Genomic DNA, 18763 nt, shown 5'->3' on the forward strand with positions numbered 1-18763 from the left:
TAAAATATGTCAGAATTATCTATAAATACGACACAAAATGTCAAAATAAATTTTATCGCCGCAACGATAGGGGAAAGAATAGGTTCTTATTTCATTGATTTGGCTATTAAACTGGCTTATGTGACCGTAATTTCTCTGGTATTTTTTTACGGACTAAATTTCGATAAAGTACTGAATACCTTAGATAACTGGTCGAGAATGTCTATACTTTTACTACTGTATTTTCCATTTATCATTTATACCATAACCTTAGAAAGTATTTTTGAAGGACAGACGATTGGTAAGAAATTAGTAAAAATAAAAGTGGTAAAAATTGACGGTTATCAGGCGGGATTTGGAGATTATTTAATGCGATGGTTTTTCAGATTAGTGGATATTTCTATTCTTGGAGGAATCGTGGGGCTGATATCTATAATTTCGAGTCAAAAAGGACAGCGATTGGGCGATATGGTTGCCGGAACAGCTGTGATTACATTAAAAAATAAAATCAACATCAGCCATACTATTCTGGAGGAAATTGGAGACGCTTATGTTCCGACTTATCCTTTGGTAATTAAATTGTCGGACAATGATATGCGAATTATCAAAGAGACTTTTCAAAGTGCACTTGCTAAAAACGATCATGAAATCATTTATAAACTGGTTGCCAAAATAGAGAGTGTTACCGGAATTAAAAATCAGTCAGGCAATAATAGCGACTTTCTGAGAGTCATTCTCAAAGATTATAATTTTTATACGCAGCATATGTAGTGTTTAAAGGGGGGAAAAAAAGGATGATAAATGTCATTTTATCAAGTTCATAATTTTTGTAGTTTTACTAATACTAAAATCAACTTGCCGTAGTGCTGATTTTTTTAGTTGTACTATGGAGACATTTATTGATTTTAGAAAGGCGTTACCGAAAAGCTTTAAGAGTAGGATCATTTAAATTATAGAAATTATGAAAATTACAAAGGTTTTTGGAATTATAATGTTATTATTATCGGTTGTTGGCTTTGCTCAGACCGGAAGCAAAAAACTGGATAAAATTATAAAAAGAGATTATCAGATTATTGAATGTACTATTGCAAAAATGTCTGATAAAGCGGTTGAATATTCTTTACCGGGAGAAACACTGCAAATTTCACTTGACGTATCTCAGATTGCCAGAATTGATTTTGCGAGTGGGCGTTCTCAAACTTTTGATGTGTCTGTAAATGCAACAGCATCAAATACTTCTAGTTCCGCTAATTCAGTACAGGCCGTTGCTGCAGCTGAAATGAAACCCAATACCATTGCTGTGCTGCCGGTACCTTATGTAAACTCAGGCACTTTAGAAAGTTCAGAAGAAATGGCAAAATTTGCTCAGAATGATTTGTACAACAAATTACTGGATAAATCGTCGAATATTTTTCCGTTAACGGTTCAGGATTTAAGAGTAACCAACAGTTTATTGCACAAAGCAGGGATAGATTATAAAAATATCGATGAAACCCCAATCGAAGATCTTCAAAGAATTTTAGGAGTAGACAATATTATCGCAACAAAAGTGTCGTATACCCTAACGGAAGGTTCAGTAGCCTCAACGTATAACAGCGGAAATGCCAAAGTGAGCGACAACAATAAAAGGCTTAAAACAAACGATATTTCGACTACAACGTCAAGTACACAAACCTACTACAATTACATGGTTTATTTTGACATGTATAAAAACGGAACGAAAATCTATTCACAAACCCGTAAGCCATTCTTAAACATAAAAGACAGCTGGATGGATTCTGTTTCTTATCTGTTAAAAAGAAGTCCAATTTATGTTAGAAAATAAATAATCAGAGAGAAGAGGCACTAAAGAATAAAAAAAAGCTTTAAGCTTTGTACCTTTGCGGCTCTGCGCCTTTTGCAGCTAAAAAGTAAAAAATGTTTCATTTATTAGATCTTATTGGTACCATGGCTTTTGCCATGTCGGGCGCTTTGACAGCGATGCATAAAAAACTGGATCCGTTTGGTGTTTTTATCATTGCTTTTGTGACTGCTGTTGGTGGAGGAACGCTTCGTGATGTGCTGATTGGCAGAACACCTGTAGGATGGATGCTGGATTTGCAATATGTATATGTAATCATCCTGGGGTTTGGATTTGCTATCCTTTTCAGAAAAAAGTTCGACAGACTGCGTACTTCGCTATTCTTGTTTGATACCATCGGATTAGGGGTTTTTACCTTGATTGGACTCGAAAAAGGGATTATGATTGGTTTACATCCTGCAATTTGTATTGCCTTAGGAACCATGACGGCTTGTTTTGGCGGTGTGATTCGGGACATTTTGTGTAACGAAATTCCAACCATTTTTAGAAGAGAGATTTATGCCACCATCTGTATTTTTGGAGGAATCGTATTTTTTATCCTTAAAAAACTGAATTTAGAAGACGATATATTGTATTTAGTGACTTCTGTCGTAATGATTGTTACACGTTTATTAGCCGTAAAGTACAAATGGTATTTACCGGCATTTGAACACAAGTAAGATTTTTGAACGATAGCAGTGTGCTGAAAATTTAAGAGCCGCGAATTCACAAACAGAATTTAAATTTTTGGTAGACAATAAAAATTAAATTTGTGAATTCGCGGCAAACTTTTTTATAAGTTTGTTTCAACAGAACTCAAAAAGAGAACCATAAAATTACCACAGAAAGCGGAATGAAATATACCGTAAGGAATTATCATAAAAACGATTACGAAATATGGAATGCATTTGTGGCGCAGGCTAAAAATGCTACATTTCTGTTTCACCGTGATTTTATGGAATACCACGAAGACCGGTTTGAAGATTTCTCCCTTTTGGTTTTTGAGAATGATAAGTTAAAAGCAATTTTACCGGCGAACAAAGTCGAAAATTCAGTTTACTCCCATCAGGGATTGACCTACGGAGGTTTGGTGTATAGCGAAAAAACAAAACAAGTTGACGTTATTGAAATTTTTCAGACGGTTTTGTTCTTTTTGAGTGAAAATGAGATTCTGAAACTGCATTATAAAACTCTTCCTTCTATTTACCATCTAAAACCTGCAGAAGAAATTTTGTATGCGCTGTTTTTGGCTGATGCGAAACTGGTGCGTCGCGATTCACTTTCGGTAATCGATTTGTCTCAGGAAAGTGTCGTATCAAAAATTAGAAAAAGAGGTTTTCAAAAAGGAGTTTCGAATCAATTGATGATCAAAGAAGAAACTGATTTTGGTTTGTTTTGGAATGAAGTTTTAATTCCCAATTTGAATAAAAAACACAAAGCAAATCCGGTACATTCAGCAGAAGAAATGTCTTATCTGCAGAAGCATTTTCCTCAAAACATTCACCAGTTTAATGTGTATTTAGAAGATAAAATGGTAGCCGGCACTACGATTTTTGAAACGGAAACAACCGTCCATTGTCAGTATATTTCGAAGAATGAAATGGGAGATTTAGGCAGCTTAGATTATTTGTATCATTATCTGATTCAGGAGCGGTTTGTCCAAAAGCGATTTTTTGATTTTGGAATTTCGAATGAAAATCAGGGAAAGAAGTTGAATGAAGGTTTGTCTTACTGGAAAGAAAGTTTTGGAGCAGGCACCATAGTTCATGATTTCTACGAATTGGAAACTGCAAATTATAAGAAGTTAAATGGTATTTTTGTTTAAATAGAAAAAAAGAAAATGATATCATTTCTGGACCTGAAGAAAATAAACAAACCTTATGAAACCGCATTTCAGGAAAAACTGAAAACAGTTTTAGAGAGTGGCTGGTACATTTTAGGGAAAGAAGTGGAAACATTTGAAACTGCTTTTGCAAAATATTGTAAAACAGATTACTGTATCGGAACAGGAAACGGTTTAGATGCATTAACGTTGATTTTTAAGGGATATATAGCTTTAGGAAAACTGCAAAAAGGAGATGAAGTAATAGTTCCTGCCCATACTTATATTGCTAGTATTTTGGCTGTATTGCAGGCCGATTTAGTTCCCATTTTAGTGGAACCAAGATTAAAAACGTACAATATCAATCCCGATTTAATCGAGGAAAAAATCACTCAGAAAACCAAAGCCATCTTGGCGGTTCATCTTTACGGACAATTGGCTGAAATGGACCAAATAAATGAAATTGCAAATCAGAATAATTTATTAATAGTTGAAGATGCAGCCCAATCGCATGGTGCAATTAAAAATCAACAATCAACAATTAATATTTTATCCTCCGCATCAGCTTACAGTTTTTATCCCGGAAAGAACCTTGGTGCTTTAGGCGATGGTGGTGCCATTACGACAAATGATACAGAGTTGGCTAAAGTGCTTTTTTCGCTTCGCAATTATGGATCTGAGGTAAAATATTACAATGATTATATTGGAGTTAATTCGAGATTAGATGAACTTCAGGCCGCTTTTTTAAGTCTGAAATTACCTCATTTAGATGCCGATAATGAGAGACGACGCAAAATAGCTGAACGATATTTGGCAGAAATAAAAAATGAAAAAATAGTACTTCCGTTTTGGGATTTTTCAAATAACCATGTTTTTCATTTGTTTGTGATACGAACTTCAGATCGTGAAGGGCTGCAGATCTACTTATCCCAAAATAACATACAGACCATAATCCATTATCCAATTCCACCACATCAGCAAAGGGCACTTTTGGAATGGAGTAATTTGTCATTACCTGTTACAGAAAAGATTCATCAGGAAGTTTTGAGTTTACCGATTAGTCCTGTTTTGACAGATGCTGAGGTTGATTTTATTGTTGAGGTTTTAAATAGCTATTAAATTTTATTGAAAGGAAAATGACTGTAAAATTAACTATTAAGAAATTCGTTCCTGAGAGAATATGGATATTACTCATTAAGTTTTATAATTTTACAAATCTAAGAACCGCCTATGAATCATATTTAATCAAAAAGGCACCTAGAAATCATGAAAAAGCACTCGAAGTTGTCAGGAAAAAAGAAAAGGTAAAAGTTGCTTTTTTTCTAATTCATGAATCGGTTTGGAAATATGATGTGTTATTCGATTTAATGCTCGCGCATTCTCGGTTTGAGCCCCAAATATTTGTTTGTCCTGTTGTAAATTTTGGTAAGGAAAATATGCTTTTTGAAATGGATAAAGCCTATAATGCCTTTAAAAGTAGAGGATATGATGTTGTTAAAACTTTTGATAATATTAAAGGAGAATATTTAGATATCAAAAAGTCGTTCTCACCTGATATCGTTTTTTACACTAATCCTTACGAAGGTTTAGTAGATTATAGATATTATATAAAGGAGTTTTCGAATACCTTAACCTGTTATGTTCCTTATGCTATAATGACGACGAACTATGATGCTTTTTACAATTTAAACTTTCATAATCTTGTTTGGAGGATTTTTTCAGAAACCCCTATCCATAAGAATATTGCATTTCAGAAACAAAAAAATAAAGGAAAGAACAATGTTGTAACAGGTTATCCGGGATTTGATCAGCTTTTAACAAGCAAGAAACCTAATAGTAATGTGTGGAAAAATAATGATGAAACTTTAAAAAGAGTAATATGGGCTCCACATCATTCGATGAATGAACTTAATAAAGTATCAAATTTTTTAGAGTATTGTGATGTTTTTTTGGAACTGGCTATTGTGTATAAGAATCAATTGCAAATTGCTTTTAAACCTCACCCGCTACTAAGAATTAAACTAGAAAATGATCCGAATTGGGGTAAAAATAAAACAGATGCCTATTACAATAAATGGATGGATTTAGAGAATGGCCAATTTGAAAATTCTGAATATACTGATCTGTTTTTAACGTCAGATGCTTTGATTCATGATTGCGGCTCCTTTATGGCCGAATATCTTATTACAGAGAAACCATCTCTTTTTATGGTAAGAAACGAGTCGGTCATGAGAGAATGGAGCGAATTTGGAGAAAAAACTGTGGCAGTGCATTATCAGTCCAGAAATAAAAAAGAATTGATTGATTTTATTGAAAATGTGTTGTTGAATGAAAATGATTGGATGAAAGAAGCGCGTAATAATTTTGTTGAAAATAATCTAATTCAGAACAATAACTTAAGTGCATCACAAAACATAATGAATTATTTAGAAACTCAAATTTTTGAATGATTTTTTTGAAATAACTAAATTTTATAAAAATAAAAGAATAGATGAATATAGCTGTTATTTTAGCTGGTGGAACAGGAATTAGGCTGGAAAAATCTTTGCCTAAGCAATTTTTTAAAGTTGCCGGAAAAATGGTTATAGAACATACTGTAGATGCATTTGAAAGAAATGAATTAGTTGATGAAATTGCAATTGTTATTAATAATCATTATTTATTTATGATAGAGGATATGATTATTAAAAACGAATGGAAGAAAGTCAAACGGGTTCTAATTGGTGGTAAGGAGCGATACCATTCCAGTCTTGCAGCAGTGAATGCTTATGCAGATTTAGAAGATGCCAATCTAATCTTTCATGATGCTGCGCGTCCTTTAGTAAGTCAAAGAATTATCAGTGAGGTTGTAGGGGCGATGGATAATTACAAGGCTGTTGATGTTGCTATTCACTCGGCAGATACAATTATTGAGGTTCAAAATCAGATTATAACAGCTATCCCTGAGCGTGTAAAAATGCGTCGAGGACAAACTCCACAAGGTTTTAAACAAGCAGTAATCGCAAAAGCCTACGAGTTAGCGATGAAAGATAAAAATTTTAAAGCTACTGATGACTGTGGGGTAGTTAAAAAGTATTTGCCTGAAGAAAGTATTTTTGTAGTAGATGGTGAAGAGGTTAACATGAAACTTACTTATCCGGAAGACACTTATTTGTTAGATAAATTGTTTCAACTGCGCTCTGTTGAAATTCAAAATATTGAATTATCCTTAGAATCCCTAGCAGATAAAGTTATGGTTGTTTTTGGGGGAACTTATGGTATTGGGAAAAGTATTGTAGATTTAGGAAAGCAGAACGGGATACGTGTTTATAATTTTTCCCGTAGCGAGAATAATGTAGATGTCTCTAATATGGAAGCTGTTAAGGAGGTATTAGAAAAAGTATTTCAAACAGAGCATAAGATTGATTACATTGTCAATACCGCAGGCATATTATATAAGGAACCTTTAGAGACGATGAATTATCAAAATATTCTGAATTCGGTAAATGTTAATTATCTTGGAATGGTTAATATTGCATTAGCTTCCTTACCATATCTAAAACAATCAAAAGGGCATATTTTATTTTTTACTTCAAGCTCATATACCAGGGGTAGGGCGTTTTACAGTATTTATTCTTCTGGTAAAGCTGCAATTGTTAATTTTGTGCAGGCAATTTCACAAGAATGGGAAACATTAGGTATTAAAGTAAATTGTATGAATCCGGAACGAACAGAGACACCAATGCGGATAAAGAATTTTGGAAGTGAACTACAAAATACTTTATTAAAACCAGAAACTGTTGCTTTAAGATGCATTCAGACTTTATTATCTAATTATACAGGGCAAGTGATAGATGTACGATTGTAAAGAAGTAAAAAATTAACCTTTCTTAAATGCATAACACTTCTCTAAAATCAATAGCAACAAAAGGAGTTTTTTGGTCTGCTATTGATAAATTCGCTGTTCAAATTGGACAATTTATTGTGAGCGTAGTGCTTGCCCGCATTTTGCTGCCGGAAGATTTTGGGTTAATAGGGATGTTAGCCATTTTTATGGCTTTGTCACAGACCTTTATTGAAAGCGGTTTGGGAGTATGTTTAATCCAAAGACAAAATAGAACAGAAATTGATTTTTCTACCGTATTTGTGTTTAATTTATGGGTTAGCAGCTTTTTTTATCTGGTATTGTTTTTTTCCGCACCTTATATTTCAACTTTTTTTAATCAGCCACAACTAACAGATTTAGTACGAGTATTAGGTTTAAGTTTGTTTATAAATGCTTTTGCAATAGTTCAAAAAAGTAAATTAACAATAGCAATGGATTTTAAATCTATTGCTAAGAGCAATGTGCTGTCTGTAATCTTGGGTGGATTATGTGGTGTACTATCAGCAATAAAGGGTTATGGAGTTTGGTCATTGGTTGTTCAAAGTTTAGTATGGTCTTTAACGACAACAGTTTCACTATGGTTTTTAAGCAGTTGGAGTCCATCACTTTCATTTTCGAAAAAATCTTTTCGCTCTTTATTTGGTTACGGATCAAAAATTCTGATTTCAGGATTATATGCGCAGTTATTAAATAACGTTTATAATATTTGTTTAGGTAGATTTTATCCCACGGCTTCACTCGGTTATTACACAAGGGCTAAGAGTTTTGCTGATCTATCAGGGGGAACAATAGTGAGTATTATACAGCAGGCTACATTTCCAGTTTTAACCGTTGTTCAGCATGATAAAGAGAAATTAGTTTCTATTTATAGCCGAATGATTCGTATGTCAGCTTTTTTAATTATCCCGCTTATGACGCTTATTGCTTTGCTGGCAAAACCTATAGTCATATTATTATTTACCGAAAAATGGATTTTCCTGATTCCGTTTTTACAATGGATGGTTTTTTCCCGTGTTTTTCTTCCTATGAGTGTGATTAATATGAGTTTGTTAAATGCAATTGGCAGATCAGATTTGTACTTAAAAGTTGATTTGTCGAAATTACCTTTAACTGTGCTTGCTATGATAATCACAATTCCGTTAGGGCTAAAAGCCATTATAATCGGTCATGTTGTTACATCAGCAATAGCTTTTGTTATAAATGCATATCTCCCGGGGAAGTTATATGGTTATGGGGTAATAGCTCAATTGAAAGATATGCTGCCTGTTTTTGCTGCAACAGTTGGAATGGCAATTTTGGTATTTGCCATAACCTCCTTTGTGGATAATCTAATAGTGCAATTATTCTTAGGTGCTATACTTGGAACGATAACTTATTTGTTTATTTGTTGGTTACTGAAATTAGAGGAACCCAAAGAAGCTTGGAAAGTACTTTTAAAGTTGAAGAAAAACTAATACTTTTTGAAGTAAGCTCTCCAAAATAATCGAAAACGTAGGCTGATATTTTTTAAAAATAAACCATAATCTCTGATTTGGAAAGTATGTACAATTTCATGATGTACTCTTTTTTGAATGGCGAGATCTTCTTCTTTTGTTCGATTTAGCTGGATCGCTTTTTTTAGGATCAGATAAGTAGATAGGTTTATTTTTTTAAATCCTAATTTTTTATTGTCGTAAAAACTTGAAGTTAATGAATTTTCTGAAATCCTCTTTTTTATCAAAATTTCATCAATAAAATCAAATTCATAAATCCGTGATGCTCTGATCCAAAAATCTAAATCTTCATAGGATAGTTTTTCATCATAACCGTTTAAGGAATCATAAACTGCTTTTTTTGCCATTGAAGAGACGGAACAAATGCTGTCTCTACCTGAAAGTACGTTTAAATAAATATCTCCGGTTTGCTTTTTTATAATTGTTTTACGGTTATCATCTACAGGGAAGTAGTAAGAGTCAAATTCTCCTTTTTCAGTAATCAATTCAGCATTTCCGTAAACAATTCCAAGATTTTTATAAGCACTTTCTTTAAAAGTCTTTATTTGTAAGGAAACACAGTTTGGTAATAAAACGTCATCGGCAGCCAGATCAATAATATAATTGCCTTGTGCTAGTTTTAATGCCTTATTAAAAGACTTAGTATTTCCTAAATTCGTTTCATTGACAATGAATGTTACCTGAGGATAATTTACAAGCCATTCTTTAATTATATTTTCGGAGTTATCCGTACTACAATCGTCTACTATTATTAATTCAACAATACCATAATCCTGACTAATAACGGAACATAAACTCTCAATCACGAATTTTTCATGATTATAACATAAGCAAATAACGGTTACCAATGATTTATTTTGCATATTGTTTTTAAAGAGTTATATATTTGATACGAAAATAAGAAATCGATAATGATAGTGCCTAACAAAAAAAATAAAATCGCTTTAATTGGTTACCGCTTAGCGGGTGGCGGAAGCGATAAAGTGATGGCAAATTTGTCTATTTTTTTTGAAAGACAAGGTTTTGAGGTTGATGTTATTATAGTTTTAGATGAAGTTACTTTTCCATATTCTGGTAAATTGGTTAATTTAGGATTGCTAAAAAATAAAAAAAATGGATTTTTTAATAAAGCTAAAAGATTATTGGCTTTACGAAAGTATTTGCAAGAAAATAAATTTGATTTTATTATCGATTTTCGCTTTCGAACTAAAGTAGTGCAAGAACTTATTTTAGCAAGGCTTATTTACAATACGAAGACCATTTTTACTGTTCATAGTTCTTTGATCGACCATTATATGCCTAATAATTCATGGTTAACAAGGTTGATGTACAATCATTGTTATGCGAATGTGGCAATTACAAATGAAATGAAGATTTTGATTCAAACAAAACATAAGTTAAAAAATGTTGTAATGATCCCGAATCTTATTTATTTAGACGAGATTCTTCAAAAACAAAATGAGGAAATAGATTTTGATTTTGATTTTATTATAGCTGTTGGGCAATATGAAAACGAAGTAAAACAATTTGACAAACTGATTTCAAGTTATGCAAAATCGAATTTACGAGAAAAGAAAATTCATTTGGCAATTGTTGGAAATGGAGATGAATCGAAATTAAAAAAAGCAATTTTCGAGAGTAATATTGGTGATTTTGTACATCTTTTGGGATATCAGAATAATCCTTTTAAGTATGTAAGTAAGGCAAAATTTTTAGTTTTAAGTAGCAAAAATGAAGGATTTCCGAATGTTATTTTAGAAGCTTTAGCCTGTAGAACACCAGTGATTTCTTTTGATTGCGATTTTGGACCAAGAGATTTGATTATTAATCTTGAAAACGGTATTTTAGTTGAAAATCAAAATTGGATAAAATTTACTGAAGCACTAAATTTATTTGTATCAGATGAAGTTTTGTATAAAAAATGTAAGGAAAGTAGTTTAAAAAGTATTCTTGATTTTTCATTAGAAAGAATAGGTGAAAAATGGATTAAATTGATGATTTCAAATGGTTAAATTGTATTAAGATGAATGTAGAAATTATTGATATTCCAAAGATAGAAAACAGCTTGGGGAATATTGCTGTATTAGAAAAAGGATTTGTTCCGTTTGAAATTCAGAGAGTTTATTATCTATATGATATACCTTCTTCCTCCATACGCGGAGGTCATTCACATAAAAAGCTGAGACAAATTATAATTGCAATTTCAGGTAGTTTTACTGTTATATTGAAAGATGGTAGTTCAGAAAAAAAAGTATTTCTTAATAAGCCAGATAAAGGATTATTGATTGAAAATAATGTCTGGCGCGAGCTGGAAAACTTTTCTTCCGGCGCTGTTTGCTTGGTTTTGGCTTCTGACGTTTTTGATGAATCAGATTATATTCGAGATTATGATGTTTTTTTGAATTCAAAAAAATGAGGTTACTTTATATTGTCCCAAAAATAAAAAAACCGGGCGGAGTTGCCAGAGTTTTGGCCATCAAAGCGAATTATTTTGTGGAGTATTTTGGTTATGAAGTTCATATTTTATCTCAAAATGAAGAGACTGGTTCGCCTTTTTATACTTTTAATACTGAAATTGTCTTTCATAATATAATTTTGAAAGGCAATATTTTTAAGTTTTTCAATTCTTTTCAAAAGCAGATAAATCAAAAGGTTAGCGAAATTAAACCTGATGTTATTTTGATTGCTGATAATGGTTTAAAAGCATTTATAGTTCCTTTTGTTACCAAAACTAAAGTACCAATTGTATTTGAATGTCATGGTTCTAAATTTATTGAAGAAAAAGATCTGAAAAGAGGTTTGACTTCACAATCAATTCGGAGAATAAAATATCAATTTAAAGATTTTAGCGCTCGAAAGTTTACTAAAATAGTAGCTTTATCTGAAGAAAGTTTAAAAGAATGGAATGTTGAAAATGGTGTTGTAATCTCAAACCCTTCATGGATAGAAAGTAATAGAGTCTCTAATTTACAGCATAAAAAGGTAATTGCAATTGGTCGAAATTCTTTTGAAAAAGGATTGGATCGATTGTTATTAATCTGGAAAGAAATTATTCAAAAACATCCGGATTGGGTACTGGATATTTATACAGATGGTATTGATGCTTTGAAAAAAGAAGCCATACAATTGAATATAGAATCGGGGATCAATTATATGCCTTTTGTTGAAAATATTGAAGAAGGGTATTGTAGAGCCTCTGTTTTTGCTATGACCTCAAGAACAGAAGGGTTTCCAATGGTTTTGCTGGAAGCAATGGCTTTAGGCTTACCTTGCGTTGCTTACGATTGTCCAATTGGCCCGGGATCTATTATTACCAATGCTAAAAATGGTTTTTTAATTCCGGATGACAACATAGAAAAATATGTTGAAAAACTCTCTTTTTTGATTGAAAATGAGGAGGTAAGATTGAAATTTGGTGAAGAAGCTAAGCAAACATCTGAGAATTATGCCCTGGATAAAATAATGGAACAATGGAGATTTTTTCTAGACACTTTAGTGGCTAATTAGTTTTTTTTAAGCTACAAAAATAGCCCAATTTATACAGGTCAAACAAAAATAAAGAAGGTTTTTGTGACAACAAATTTCGCTCGATTCTGATTTGATTTTTTACAAAAAGAAAAGCCGAAAATTGTGTTAATTTGAGTCTTCTCAGAGATTCAAAAGAAGTTATAATTTTACTCTCTTTTTTTAGTATTTTATCTGAATCATAAAGAAAAACAAGATTTTCTAAAGCTATTTTGGTTTTGTTTAAAAACACTTTTGAAGTTTCTAAATTCAAATGAAAAGTTGGATTTACTATCCGAAGAATTTTAAAATGATTTGCTTTTAAAACAGAAAAGAAACACAAATCTTCATAACCGTATCTGGTGATGGATTCGTCAAAAGGAAACCGAACAAAAATATCTTTTTTAATTACCAGATTTGAAGTGAGAAGAGAAAAAGTCTCTCTTTTATTACCATAAAACCAGCGAAGAAATTGCTCCTTTGGAGGTTCATTGTTCTCATAAATGATTCCGCCAAACAGAATATTACTTTCCGAATCAGAAATAACATCGATGTACTTTTTTATAAAATTATTCTGAGCAGGAAAGGTATCACAGTCTAAAATAAGCAACCAGTTGTATATGGATTTTTGAGCCAGTGAATTGATGTTTTTGCCTCTTCCTAAATTAGTTTCATTTTTAAAAAAGGAACAATTAGGCAAAAGATTGATTTCTGCATTTAGCGTATTTTCGTGAGAATTTGAATCGTCGTCCTGGCAAAGAACTTCAAAATGAATTCCAATAGCATTACATTGTTTTGCAACTTCTTTAACAAGTGGCAAAACATCATAATTAAAAACCGGAATTAAAATAGAGAGCATTACACGCTGCGTTGCACCACTTCAAAAATTCTTTCGTCTTCACATTTTAGGGTTTTAGACGGGAATTTCATTAGTAAAGCATAATCGTGGGTTACCATGATCACTGTTTTACCGTTGGCATTGATTTTTTTAAGTACTTCAAGAACCTCTGAGCTGGTTTGCGGATCAAGATTTCCGGTTGGCTCATCGGCTAAGATAAATTCAGGATCGTTTAACAGTGCTCTTGCAATGGCAACACGCTGTTGCTCACCGCCTGAAAGTTGATGTGGCATTTTGTTTACGAATTCTTTCATGCCTACCTTATCCAGAACTTCATCGATTTTATGCTCCATGGCTTCTTTTTCAGACCAGCCGGTGGCTTTTAAAACAAAAAGCATATTGTCTTTTACGGAACGGTCCGGAAGTAACTTAAAATCCTGAAACACAATTCCAATTTTACGTCTTAAATAAGGGATTTCGCTTTCTTTTAAAGTCGCCAAATCAAATTCAACGATATGTCCTTCACCCTCAGTTAAAGGTAAATCACCATAAAGTGTTTTCATGAAACTACTCTTTCCGGAACCTGTTTTTCCAATTATATAGATAAATTCACCATGCTGAACATCTAAATTAATGTGAGATAAAATTTTCTTTCCTTCCTGATATATAGTGACTTCTTTAAGAGACAGTACGGTTTGCGACATAATAAAATTAATTTGAATGGTAAAAGTAATAAGATAACGCTTGGATTCAAAATAAATTTTAATCATTTCTGTGAGGAATTTCAAAAAAACGGCCACAGATTAAAGAATTAGAATGATTTTATTCCTTCTGCTAAAGTTAATTTTTCAATCTGTGAGGAGGGGTGTAATCTGTGTCAAACATAACAGAATCGTTGTTTCAATTGTAAAACAGAAAAATATTTCTGTAAAGTTTGAGAACCAATCTTTTGGCGTTTACTATGTGGTTTAATAATTACGATTAAAATATTTATTCATAATAAAGTCAAGGAACGTTTCGTTATAAACGGTATAAAATGATACATTTGAATACTAAATATAATTAAAATGCGTAAACTTCCCTGGTTCTTTTTACTCCCAATTATCCTTTTCTCAACCATAGTTTCGGCACAAAAATCAGCTATTTATACTTACGACTTAAAGGATTTTGACAAAGCACTGGCTTTGTACAATGACAAACAATATGCTTCGGCCCAACTTATTTTCGAATATGTAAAAAATAATGCAACAACCGAGGAAGTTCAATCTGATTGTGCTTATTATATTGCCAATTGCGCCATTCGAACAAATAAAGTAAATGCCGATGCGCTGATGGAGAAATTTGTACACGATTATCCGACAAGTACAAAACAAAATCAGGCGTATATTGAAGTAGCTCAGTATTTTTTTGAGCAGGGAAATTACCCGAAAGCGTTGCAATGGTTTGATAAAGTAGATGAAAGTTACATGAGCAAATCAGACTCGGATAAATTTAATTTTCAGAAAGGATATAGTTATTTCAGTGCTAAAAAGAAAAAGGAAGCAACTACTTATTTTAACAAAGTGGTAAATTCTGCTGATTTTGGTTCGCAGGCCAAATATTACTTGGGATTTATGGCGTATGAAGGTGATGATTATAAAGAAGCAACGAAATATTTTGATGAAGTTTCAGGCGAAGAAAAGTACAAAGAAAAGCTTTCGTATTATCAGGCCGACATGAATTTTAAGCTGGGGAGTTTCCAAAAAGCAATCGATTTGGGGCAAAAAGCCATGAGTAAATCGAATGATTTGGAAAAGTCAGAACTGAACAAAATTATTGGAGAAAGTTATTTCAATTTAAAGCAATATGGTAAAGCGATTCCGTTTTTAGAGCAGTATGCCGGTAAAAAAGGGAAGTGGAATAATACCGATTTCTATCAATTGGGATATGCGTATTACGAACAAAAAGAGTACGAAAAAGCAATTTCCCAATTCAATAAAATTATTGAAGGAAAAGATTTTGTAGCTCAAAATGCCTATTATCATTTAGGTTTAGCATATTTAAATACAGGTAAAAAGCAGGAAGCTTTAAATGCGTTTAAAAATGCTTCTGAAATGGATTTCAATGCGCAAATTCAGGAAGACGCAGCGTTAAATTATGCAAAACTGAGCTATGAAATTGGGAATGCCTATCAAACGGTACCAGGAATTTTGCTTGATTTTTTAAAGAAATATCCAAATAATTCAAGCAGATCTGAGGTAGAAAAATTATTGGTTGATTCTTATATTTCTTCTAAAAACTACAAAGAAGCACTTTCGTTATTAGAAAAAAACAGGTCGGCAGAGAATAAAGCGGCTTATCAAAAAGTACTTTTTTACCGAGGTGTAGAATTGTACAATGAATCTAATTATCCCGAAGCAGGGAAAATGTTCAAAAATGCTGTCAGCGAACAAAAGACTCCTGAATTTACAGCGCGTGCGACTTTTTGGAAAGCCGAAACGGAATATATGACCGATGATTTTCAGAATGCTTTACTAAGCTACAAGCAATTTGCAGGGTTGGCTGCAGCGAAAACTACTAATGAGTATAAAAACATCAATTATAATATTGGTTATGCTTATTTTAAACAAAAAGAATACGATCAGGCAGGGAATTCTTTTCAGGCACAAATTGACAATTCGAAAGAAGATAAAGTACGTTTAAACGATTCGTATTTGCGTTTGGGCGATTGCCGATTTGTGAGTTCGAAGTACAGTGCAGCAAATGAAGCGTACTCCAAAGCTATTGAAGCAAAAGGTGTTGACGCCGATTATGCACAGTTTCAAAAGGCAATTTCTTACGGATTTATGTCCAAAAATGATAAAAAAGCCGAGGAGTTGAGCCATTTTCTTCAGATGTATAAAAAGTCGTCTTATCGAGATGATGCTTTATACGAATTAGGGAACACTTATGTAACAGAGAAAAAGAACGATCAGGCACTTAAAACTTACGATCAGTTGATTTCAGAATTTAAAAATGGTTCGTTTACTTCGAAAGCCATTTTAAAACAAGGGTTGATTTATTACAATTCAGATCGCGATGATCAGGCTTTGGTGAAGTTTAAAAAAGTAGCAGCCGAGTTTCCTAAAACTCCCGAAGCTTTAGAAGCGGTTTCGACTGCCAGATTGATTTATGTCGACTCAGGAAAGGTGGATGAATATGCGACCTGGGTACGTACCTTAGATTTTGTGGCGGTTACTGATGCCGAGCTGGATAATGATACTTATGATGCGGCTTTCAAACAATATAGTCAGAACAACAGTAAGCAAGCCATAACTGGTTTTACAGCTTATGTGAGTAAATTTTCGAAAGGAATGCATGCGCTGGAAGCTAACTTTTATTTAGCACAATTGTATTTTGCCGAAGGGTCGGAAACAAAATCAGTGGCAAATTATCAGTATGTGACTGATCAGCCAAGAAGTGAATTTACAGAGCAATCGTTGAGCAGACTCGCACAGATTTTCCTTAAAGCAAAAGATTGTGATCAATCGATTCCGGTTTTAGTTCGTTTAGAAAACGAAGCTGATTTTCCTCAGAATAAAAACTTTGCACAGGCCAATCTGATGAAATGTTATTACGACAAAAAAGATTACGACAATGCTGTAGTGTATGCTGATAAAGTATTGCAAAATACAAAAGCCGATGCAAATGTAAAGGCCGATGCACAAATTATCGTGGCACGCGCGGCAATGCAAACAGGAAACGAAGACAAGGCCAAAACGGCCTATGCTAAATTGTCGGCAACTTCGAAAGGAGAATTAGCAGCGGAAGCCTTGTACTATGATGCTTATTTCAAAACCAAAGAAGGGAAGTTTGAGGCTTCAAATGGGTCTGTTCAAAAGCTGGCTAAAAACTATTCGGCTTACAAATATTACGGAGCGAAAAGTTTGGTGCTGATGGCAAAGAATTTTTACGGATTAAAAGACAGTTATCAGGCAACTTATATTTTAGACAACGTCATTAACAATTTTACCGATTATCCGGATGTTGTTGAAGAGGCTAAAACGGAGTTGAGTGCGATTAAGTTGGAGGAAGCAAAAACGAATTCTTCAATTAATAAGTAAGAACAAAGAGTAGAGAAGATAGAAGATAGAAAAAAGAGGCAAGAAGCAAGATGAAAGATTGCTGAGAAGTCTTTTCTCTTTGTTCTTGCATCTATTAAAAAAAAAGAAGAATAAAAGATTATAGAGAATAGATGCAAGAGTAAAGATGCAAGAATAGAAGTCTTGTGTCTTGGTTCTATCATCTAAATAAAAAAAAGAAAAAGAGATGAGTTTACCATTTTATATAGTTGATGTTTTTGCCGATAAAAAATATGCCGGAAATCAGTTAGCCGTTTTTACGGAAGCGGAGAATCTAAGTACTGAAGAAATGCAGGAGATGGCACGCGAGATTAATTTTGCAGAAAGCACCTTTATAACAAAGCTTGACAGAGAAAAAAATAAAGCAGAGATCAGAATATTTACCCCTGCTCATGAAATGCAGTTTGCAGGACATCCTATAATTGGAACTTCGTGGGTTTTAATCAATAAAATATTTGATAATTCTCCAGAGAATATCACATTAGAAGTTCCTATTGGGGCAATTCCGATTCATCAGTCTGAAGATCTAATTTGGTTAAAAGCAGCACAGCCTAAGTTTTGGGATATTTATGCGAAGGAAGACTTCACCCTGTTCAGTAATCTGAAAAAAGAAGATTTCGAGAATCAATTCCCAATTCAGGAAGTAACGACCGGAAGCGCTTTTGTGATGGTTGGACTGAGCAATAAAAGAGCATTGGAAAATTTGGTTTTAGATAAAGATAAAGCAGATGAATGGATGAAAAACAACTGCAAAACAGCTCACAGAGCCTTGTATTTTTATTATCTGGAAGACTCAAAATTGTTTAGCAGAATGTTGTGTATTGAGCACAATCAATTGGTTGAAGATGCAGCAACCGGAAGCGCAAGTACTTGTTTACAGGCTTTTCTTTTAAAATATCATTTGCCGCAATTTGAAATGATCAATTACCAGGGAGATTATATCAATCGTCCGTCTCAAATTTATTTTAAAGGGAAATTGACCGAAAATCAATTTGATATCAAAATAGGAGGGAAAGCTCAGTTTGTTGCAAAAGGAGAGTGGGAAGTTTAAGAGTAAAGAGTAAAGAGTAAAGAGTAAAGAGTAAAGAGTAAAGAGTAAAGAGTAAAGAGTAAAGAGTAAAGAGTAAAGAGTAAAGAGTAAAGAGTAAAGAGTAAAGAGTAAAGAGTAAAGAGTAAAGAGTAAAGAGTAAAGAGTAAAGAGTAAAGAGTAAAGAGTAAAGAGTAAAGAGTAAAGAGTAAAGAGAATAGAATTATAGAGTAAAAAGAAAATTTAGAAAAGGAGGGAAGTCTGTACTCTTTATTCTATTCTCTTTCCTCTCAAA

Annotated in this window: 16 protein-coding genes; 13 read left to right on the forward strand and 3 right to left on the reverse strand. The window is 33.0% G+C overall.

Annotated elements, in window-relative coordinates; genetic code table 11:
- Positions 1-6 precede the first annotated feature (6 nt).
- The 8 genes from LNQ34_RS15030 to LNQ34_RS15065 all read left to right on the forward strand — a co-directional run bounded on the left by LNQ34_RS15030 (position 7) and on the right by LNQ34_RS15065 (position 8960).
- Positions 7-750, forward strand: coding sequence for an RDD family protein (locus LNQ34_RS15030; protein WP_202703185.1), 744 nt, complete (start codon positions 7-9; stop codon positions 748-750).
- Between the two features lie 190 nt (positions 751-940).
- A complete protein-coding gene (locus LNQ34_RS15035) occupies positions 941-1804 on the forward strand; it encodes a hypothetical protein (protein WP_202703184.1) in 864 nt (287 codons plus the stop codon).
- 92 nt (positions 1805-1896) lie between these two features.
- On the forward strand, positions 1897-2499 hold the full coding sequence (locus LNQ34_RS15040; RefSeq protein WP_202703183.1) for a trimeric intracellular cation channel family protein: 603 nt from the start codon (positions 1897-1899) through the stop codon (positions 2497-2499).
- Between the two features lie 173 nt (positions 2500-2672).
- Positions 2673-3644, forward strand: coding sequence for a GNAT family N-acetyltransferase (locus LNQ34_RS15045; RefSeq protein WP_230000320.1), 972 nt, complete (start codon positions 2673-2675; stop codon positions 3642-3644).
- Positions 3645-3659: 15 nt separating this feature from the next.
- The gene (locus LNQ34_RS15050; protein WP_230000321.1) at positions 3660-4760 is read left to right on the forward strand and encodes a DegT/DnrJ/EryC1/StrS family aminotransferase; all 1101 of its coding nucleotides are present in this window, start codon (positions 3660-3662) and stop codon (positions 4758-4760) included.
- 17 nt (positions 4761-4777) lie between these two features.
- Positions 4778-6091 carry a CDP-glycerol glycerophosphotransferase family protein gene (locus LNQ34_RS15055; protein ID WP_202703180.1) on the forward strand — a complete coding sequence of 438 codons (1314 nt, stop codon included), beginning with the start codon at positions 4778-4780 and terminating at the stop codon, positions 6089-6091.
- 41 nt (positions 6092-6132) lie between these two features.
- Positions 6133-7488, forward strand: coding sequence for a bifunctional cytidylyltransferase/SDR family oxidoreductase (locus LNQ34_RS15060; RefSeq protein WP_202703179.1), 1356 nt, complete (start codon positions 6133-6135; stop codon positions 7486-7488).
- Positions 7489-7514: 26 nt separating this feature from the next.
- Positions 7515-8960, forward strand: coding sequence for a lipopolysaccharide biosynthesis protein (locus tag LNQ34_RS15065; protein ID WP_230000322.1), 1446 nt, complete (start codon positions 7515-7517; stop codon positions 8958-8960).
- Here LNQ34_RS15065 and LNQ34_RS15070 read toward each other — a convergent pair.
- Positions 8957-9862, reverse strand: a complete 906-nt coding sequence (locus LNQ34_RS15070; RefSeq protein ID WP_230000323.1) for a glycosyltransferase — start codon at positions 9860-9862, stop codon at positions 8957-8959. The genes LNQ34_RS15065 and LNQ34_RS15070 overlap by 4 nt on opposite strands.
- Positions 9863-9910: 48 nt before the next feature.
- Between LNQ34_RS15070 and LNQ34_RS15075 the strand changes: the two genes are divergently transcribed.
- From LNQ34_RS15075 to LNQ34_RS15085, 3 genes are read left to right on the forward strand one after another with little or no spacing between them, the layout of a single operon-like run.
- Positions 9911-11011, forward strand: a complete 1101-nt coding sequence (locus tag LNQ34_RS15075; RefSeq protein WP_202703176.1) for a glycosyltransferase — start codon at positions 9911-9913, stop codon at positions 11009-11011.
- A gap of 11 nt (positions 11012-11022) precedes the next feature.
- Positions 11023-11415 carry a sugar 3,4-ketoisomerase gene (locus LNQ34_RS15080; protein ID WP_230000324.1) on the forward strand — a complete coding sequence of 131 codons (393 nt, stop codon included), beginning with the start codon at positions 11023-11025 and terminating at the stop codon, positions 11413-11415.
- Positions 11412-12506: a glycosyltransferase family 4 protein gene (locus LNQ34_RS15085; RefSeq protein ID WP_230000325.1), complete on the forward strand. Its 1095-nt coding sequence runs from the start codon at positions 11412-11414 to the stop codon at positions 12504-12506. The genes LNQ34_RS15080 and LNQ34_RS15085 overlap by 4 nt, the downstream gene beginning before the upstream one ends.
- Here the strand turns inward: LNQ34_RS15085 and LNQ34_RS15090 are convergent.
- Together LNQ34_RS15090 and LNQ34_RS15095 are read right to left on the reverse strand one after the other, a co-directional pair.
- Positions 12499-13362, reverse strand: coding sequence for a glycosyltransferase family 2 protein (locus LNQ34_RS15090; RefSeq protein WP_230000326.1), 864 nt, complete (start codon positions 13360-13362; stop codon positions 12499-12501). The genes LNQ34_RS15085 and LNQ34_RS15090 overlap by 8 nt on opposite strands.
- Positions 13362-14045, reverse strand: coding sequence for a cell division ATP-binding protein FtsE (locus LNQ34_RS15095; protein WP_202703172.1), 684 nt, complete (start codon positions 14043-14045; stop codon positions 13362-13364). The genes LNQ34_RS15090 and LNQ34_RS15095 overlap by 1 nt, the downstream gene beginning before the upstream one ends.
- 363 nt (positions 14046-14408) lie before the next feature.
- Between LNQ34_RS15095 and LNQ34_RS15100 the strand changes: the two genes are divergently transcribed.
- Together LNQ34_RS15100 and LNQ34_RS15105 are read left to right on the forward strand one after the other, a co-directional pair.
- Positions 14409-17423 carry a tetratricopeptide repeat protein gene (locus LNQ34_RS15100; RefSeq protein ID WP_230000327.1) on the forward strand — a complete coding sequence of 1005 codons (3015 nt, stop codon included), beginning with the start codon at positions 14409-14411 and terminating at the stop codon, positions 17421-17423.
- Positions 17424-17628: 205 nt separating this feature from the next.
- Positions 17629-18492 carry a PhzF family phenazine biosynthesis protein gene (locus tag LNQ34_RS15105; protein ID WP_230000328.1) on the forward strand — a complete coding sequence of 288 codons (864 nt, stop codon included), beginning with the start codon at positions 17629-17631 and terminating at the stop codon, positions 18490-18492.
- Positions 18493-18763 lie beyond the last annotated feature (271 nt).

Origin of the sequence: Flavobacterium lipolyticum, from assembly GCF_020905335.1 — a bacterium.
GTDB lineage: Bacteria > Bacteroidota > Bacteroidia > Flavobacteriales > Flavobacteriaceae > Flavobacterium > Flavobacterium lipolyticum.

Excerpts from the sequence above, each read along its gene's own strand:
- LNQ34_RS15045 (WP_230000320.1), top strand. The coding sequence starts at position 2,673 with ATGAAATATACCGTAAGGAATTATCATAAAAACGATTACGAAATATGG.
- LNQ34_RS15105 (WP_230000328.1), top strand. The coding sequence starts at position 17,629 with ATGAGTTTACCATTTTATATAGTTGATGTTTTTGCCGATAAAAAATAT.
- LNQ34_RS15040 (WP_202703183.1), top strand. The coding sequence starts at position 1,897 with ATGTTTCATTTATTAGATCTTATTGGTACCATGGCTTTTGCCATGTCG.
- LNQ34_RS15035 (WP_202703184.1), top strand. The coding sequence starts at position 941 with ATGAAAATTACAAAGGTTTTTGGAATTATAATGTTATTATTATCGGTT.
- LNQ34_RS15030 (WP_202703185.1), top strand. The coding sequence starts at position 7 with ATGTCAGAATTATCTATAAATACGACACAAAATGTCAAAATAAATTTT.
- LNQ34_RS15065 (WP_230000322.1), top strand. The coding sequence starts at position 7,515 with ATGCATAACACTTCTCTAAAATCAATAGCAACAAAAGGAGTTTTTTGG.
- LNQ34_RS15085 (WP_230000325.1), top strand. The coding sequence starts at position 11,412 with ATGAGGTTACTTTATATTGTCCCAAAAATAAAAAAACCGGGCGGAGTT.
- LNQ34_RS15050 (WP_230000321.1), top strand. The coding sequence starts at position 3,660 with ATGATATCATTTCTGGACCTGAAGAAAATAAACAAACCTTATGAAACC.
- LNQ34_RS15095 (WP_202703172.1), bottom strand. The coding sequence starts at position 14,045 with ATGTCGCAAACCGTACTGTCTCTTAAAGAAGTCACTATATATCAGGAA.
- LNQ34_RS15075 (WP_202703176.1), top strand. The coding sequence starts at position 9,911 with ATGATAGTGCCTAACAAAAAAAATAAAATCGCTTTAATTGGTTACCGC.
- LNQ34_RS15090 (WP_230000326.1), bottom strand. The coding sequence starts at position 13,362 with ATGCTCTCTATTTTAATTCCGGTTTTTAATTATGATGTTTTGCCACTT.
- LNQ34_RS15080 (WP_230000324.1), top strand. The coding sequence starts at position 11,023 with ATGAATGTAGAAATTATTGATATTCCAAAGATAGAAAACAGCTTGGGG.
- LNQ34_RS15070 (WP_230000323.1), bottom strand. The coding sequence starts at position 9,862 with ATGCAAAATAAATCATTGGTAACCGTTATTTGCTTATGTTATAATCAT.
- LNQ34_RS15100 (WP_230000327.1), top strand. The coding sequence starts at position 14,409 with ATGCGTAAACTTCCCTGGTTCTTTTTACTCCCAATTATCCTTTTCTCA.
- LNQ34_RS15055 (WP_202703180.1), top strand. The coding sequence starts at position 4,778 with ATGACTGTAAAATTAACTATTAAGAAATTCGTTCCTGAGAGAATATGG.
- LNQ34_RS15060 (WP_202703179.1), top strand. The coding sequence starts at position 6,133 with ATGAATATAGCTGTTATTTTAGCTGGTGGAACAGGAATTAGGCTGGAA.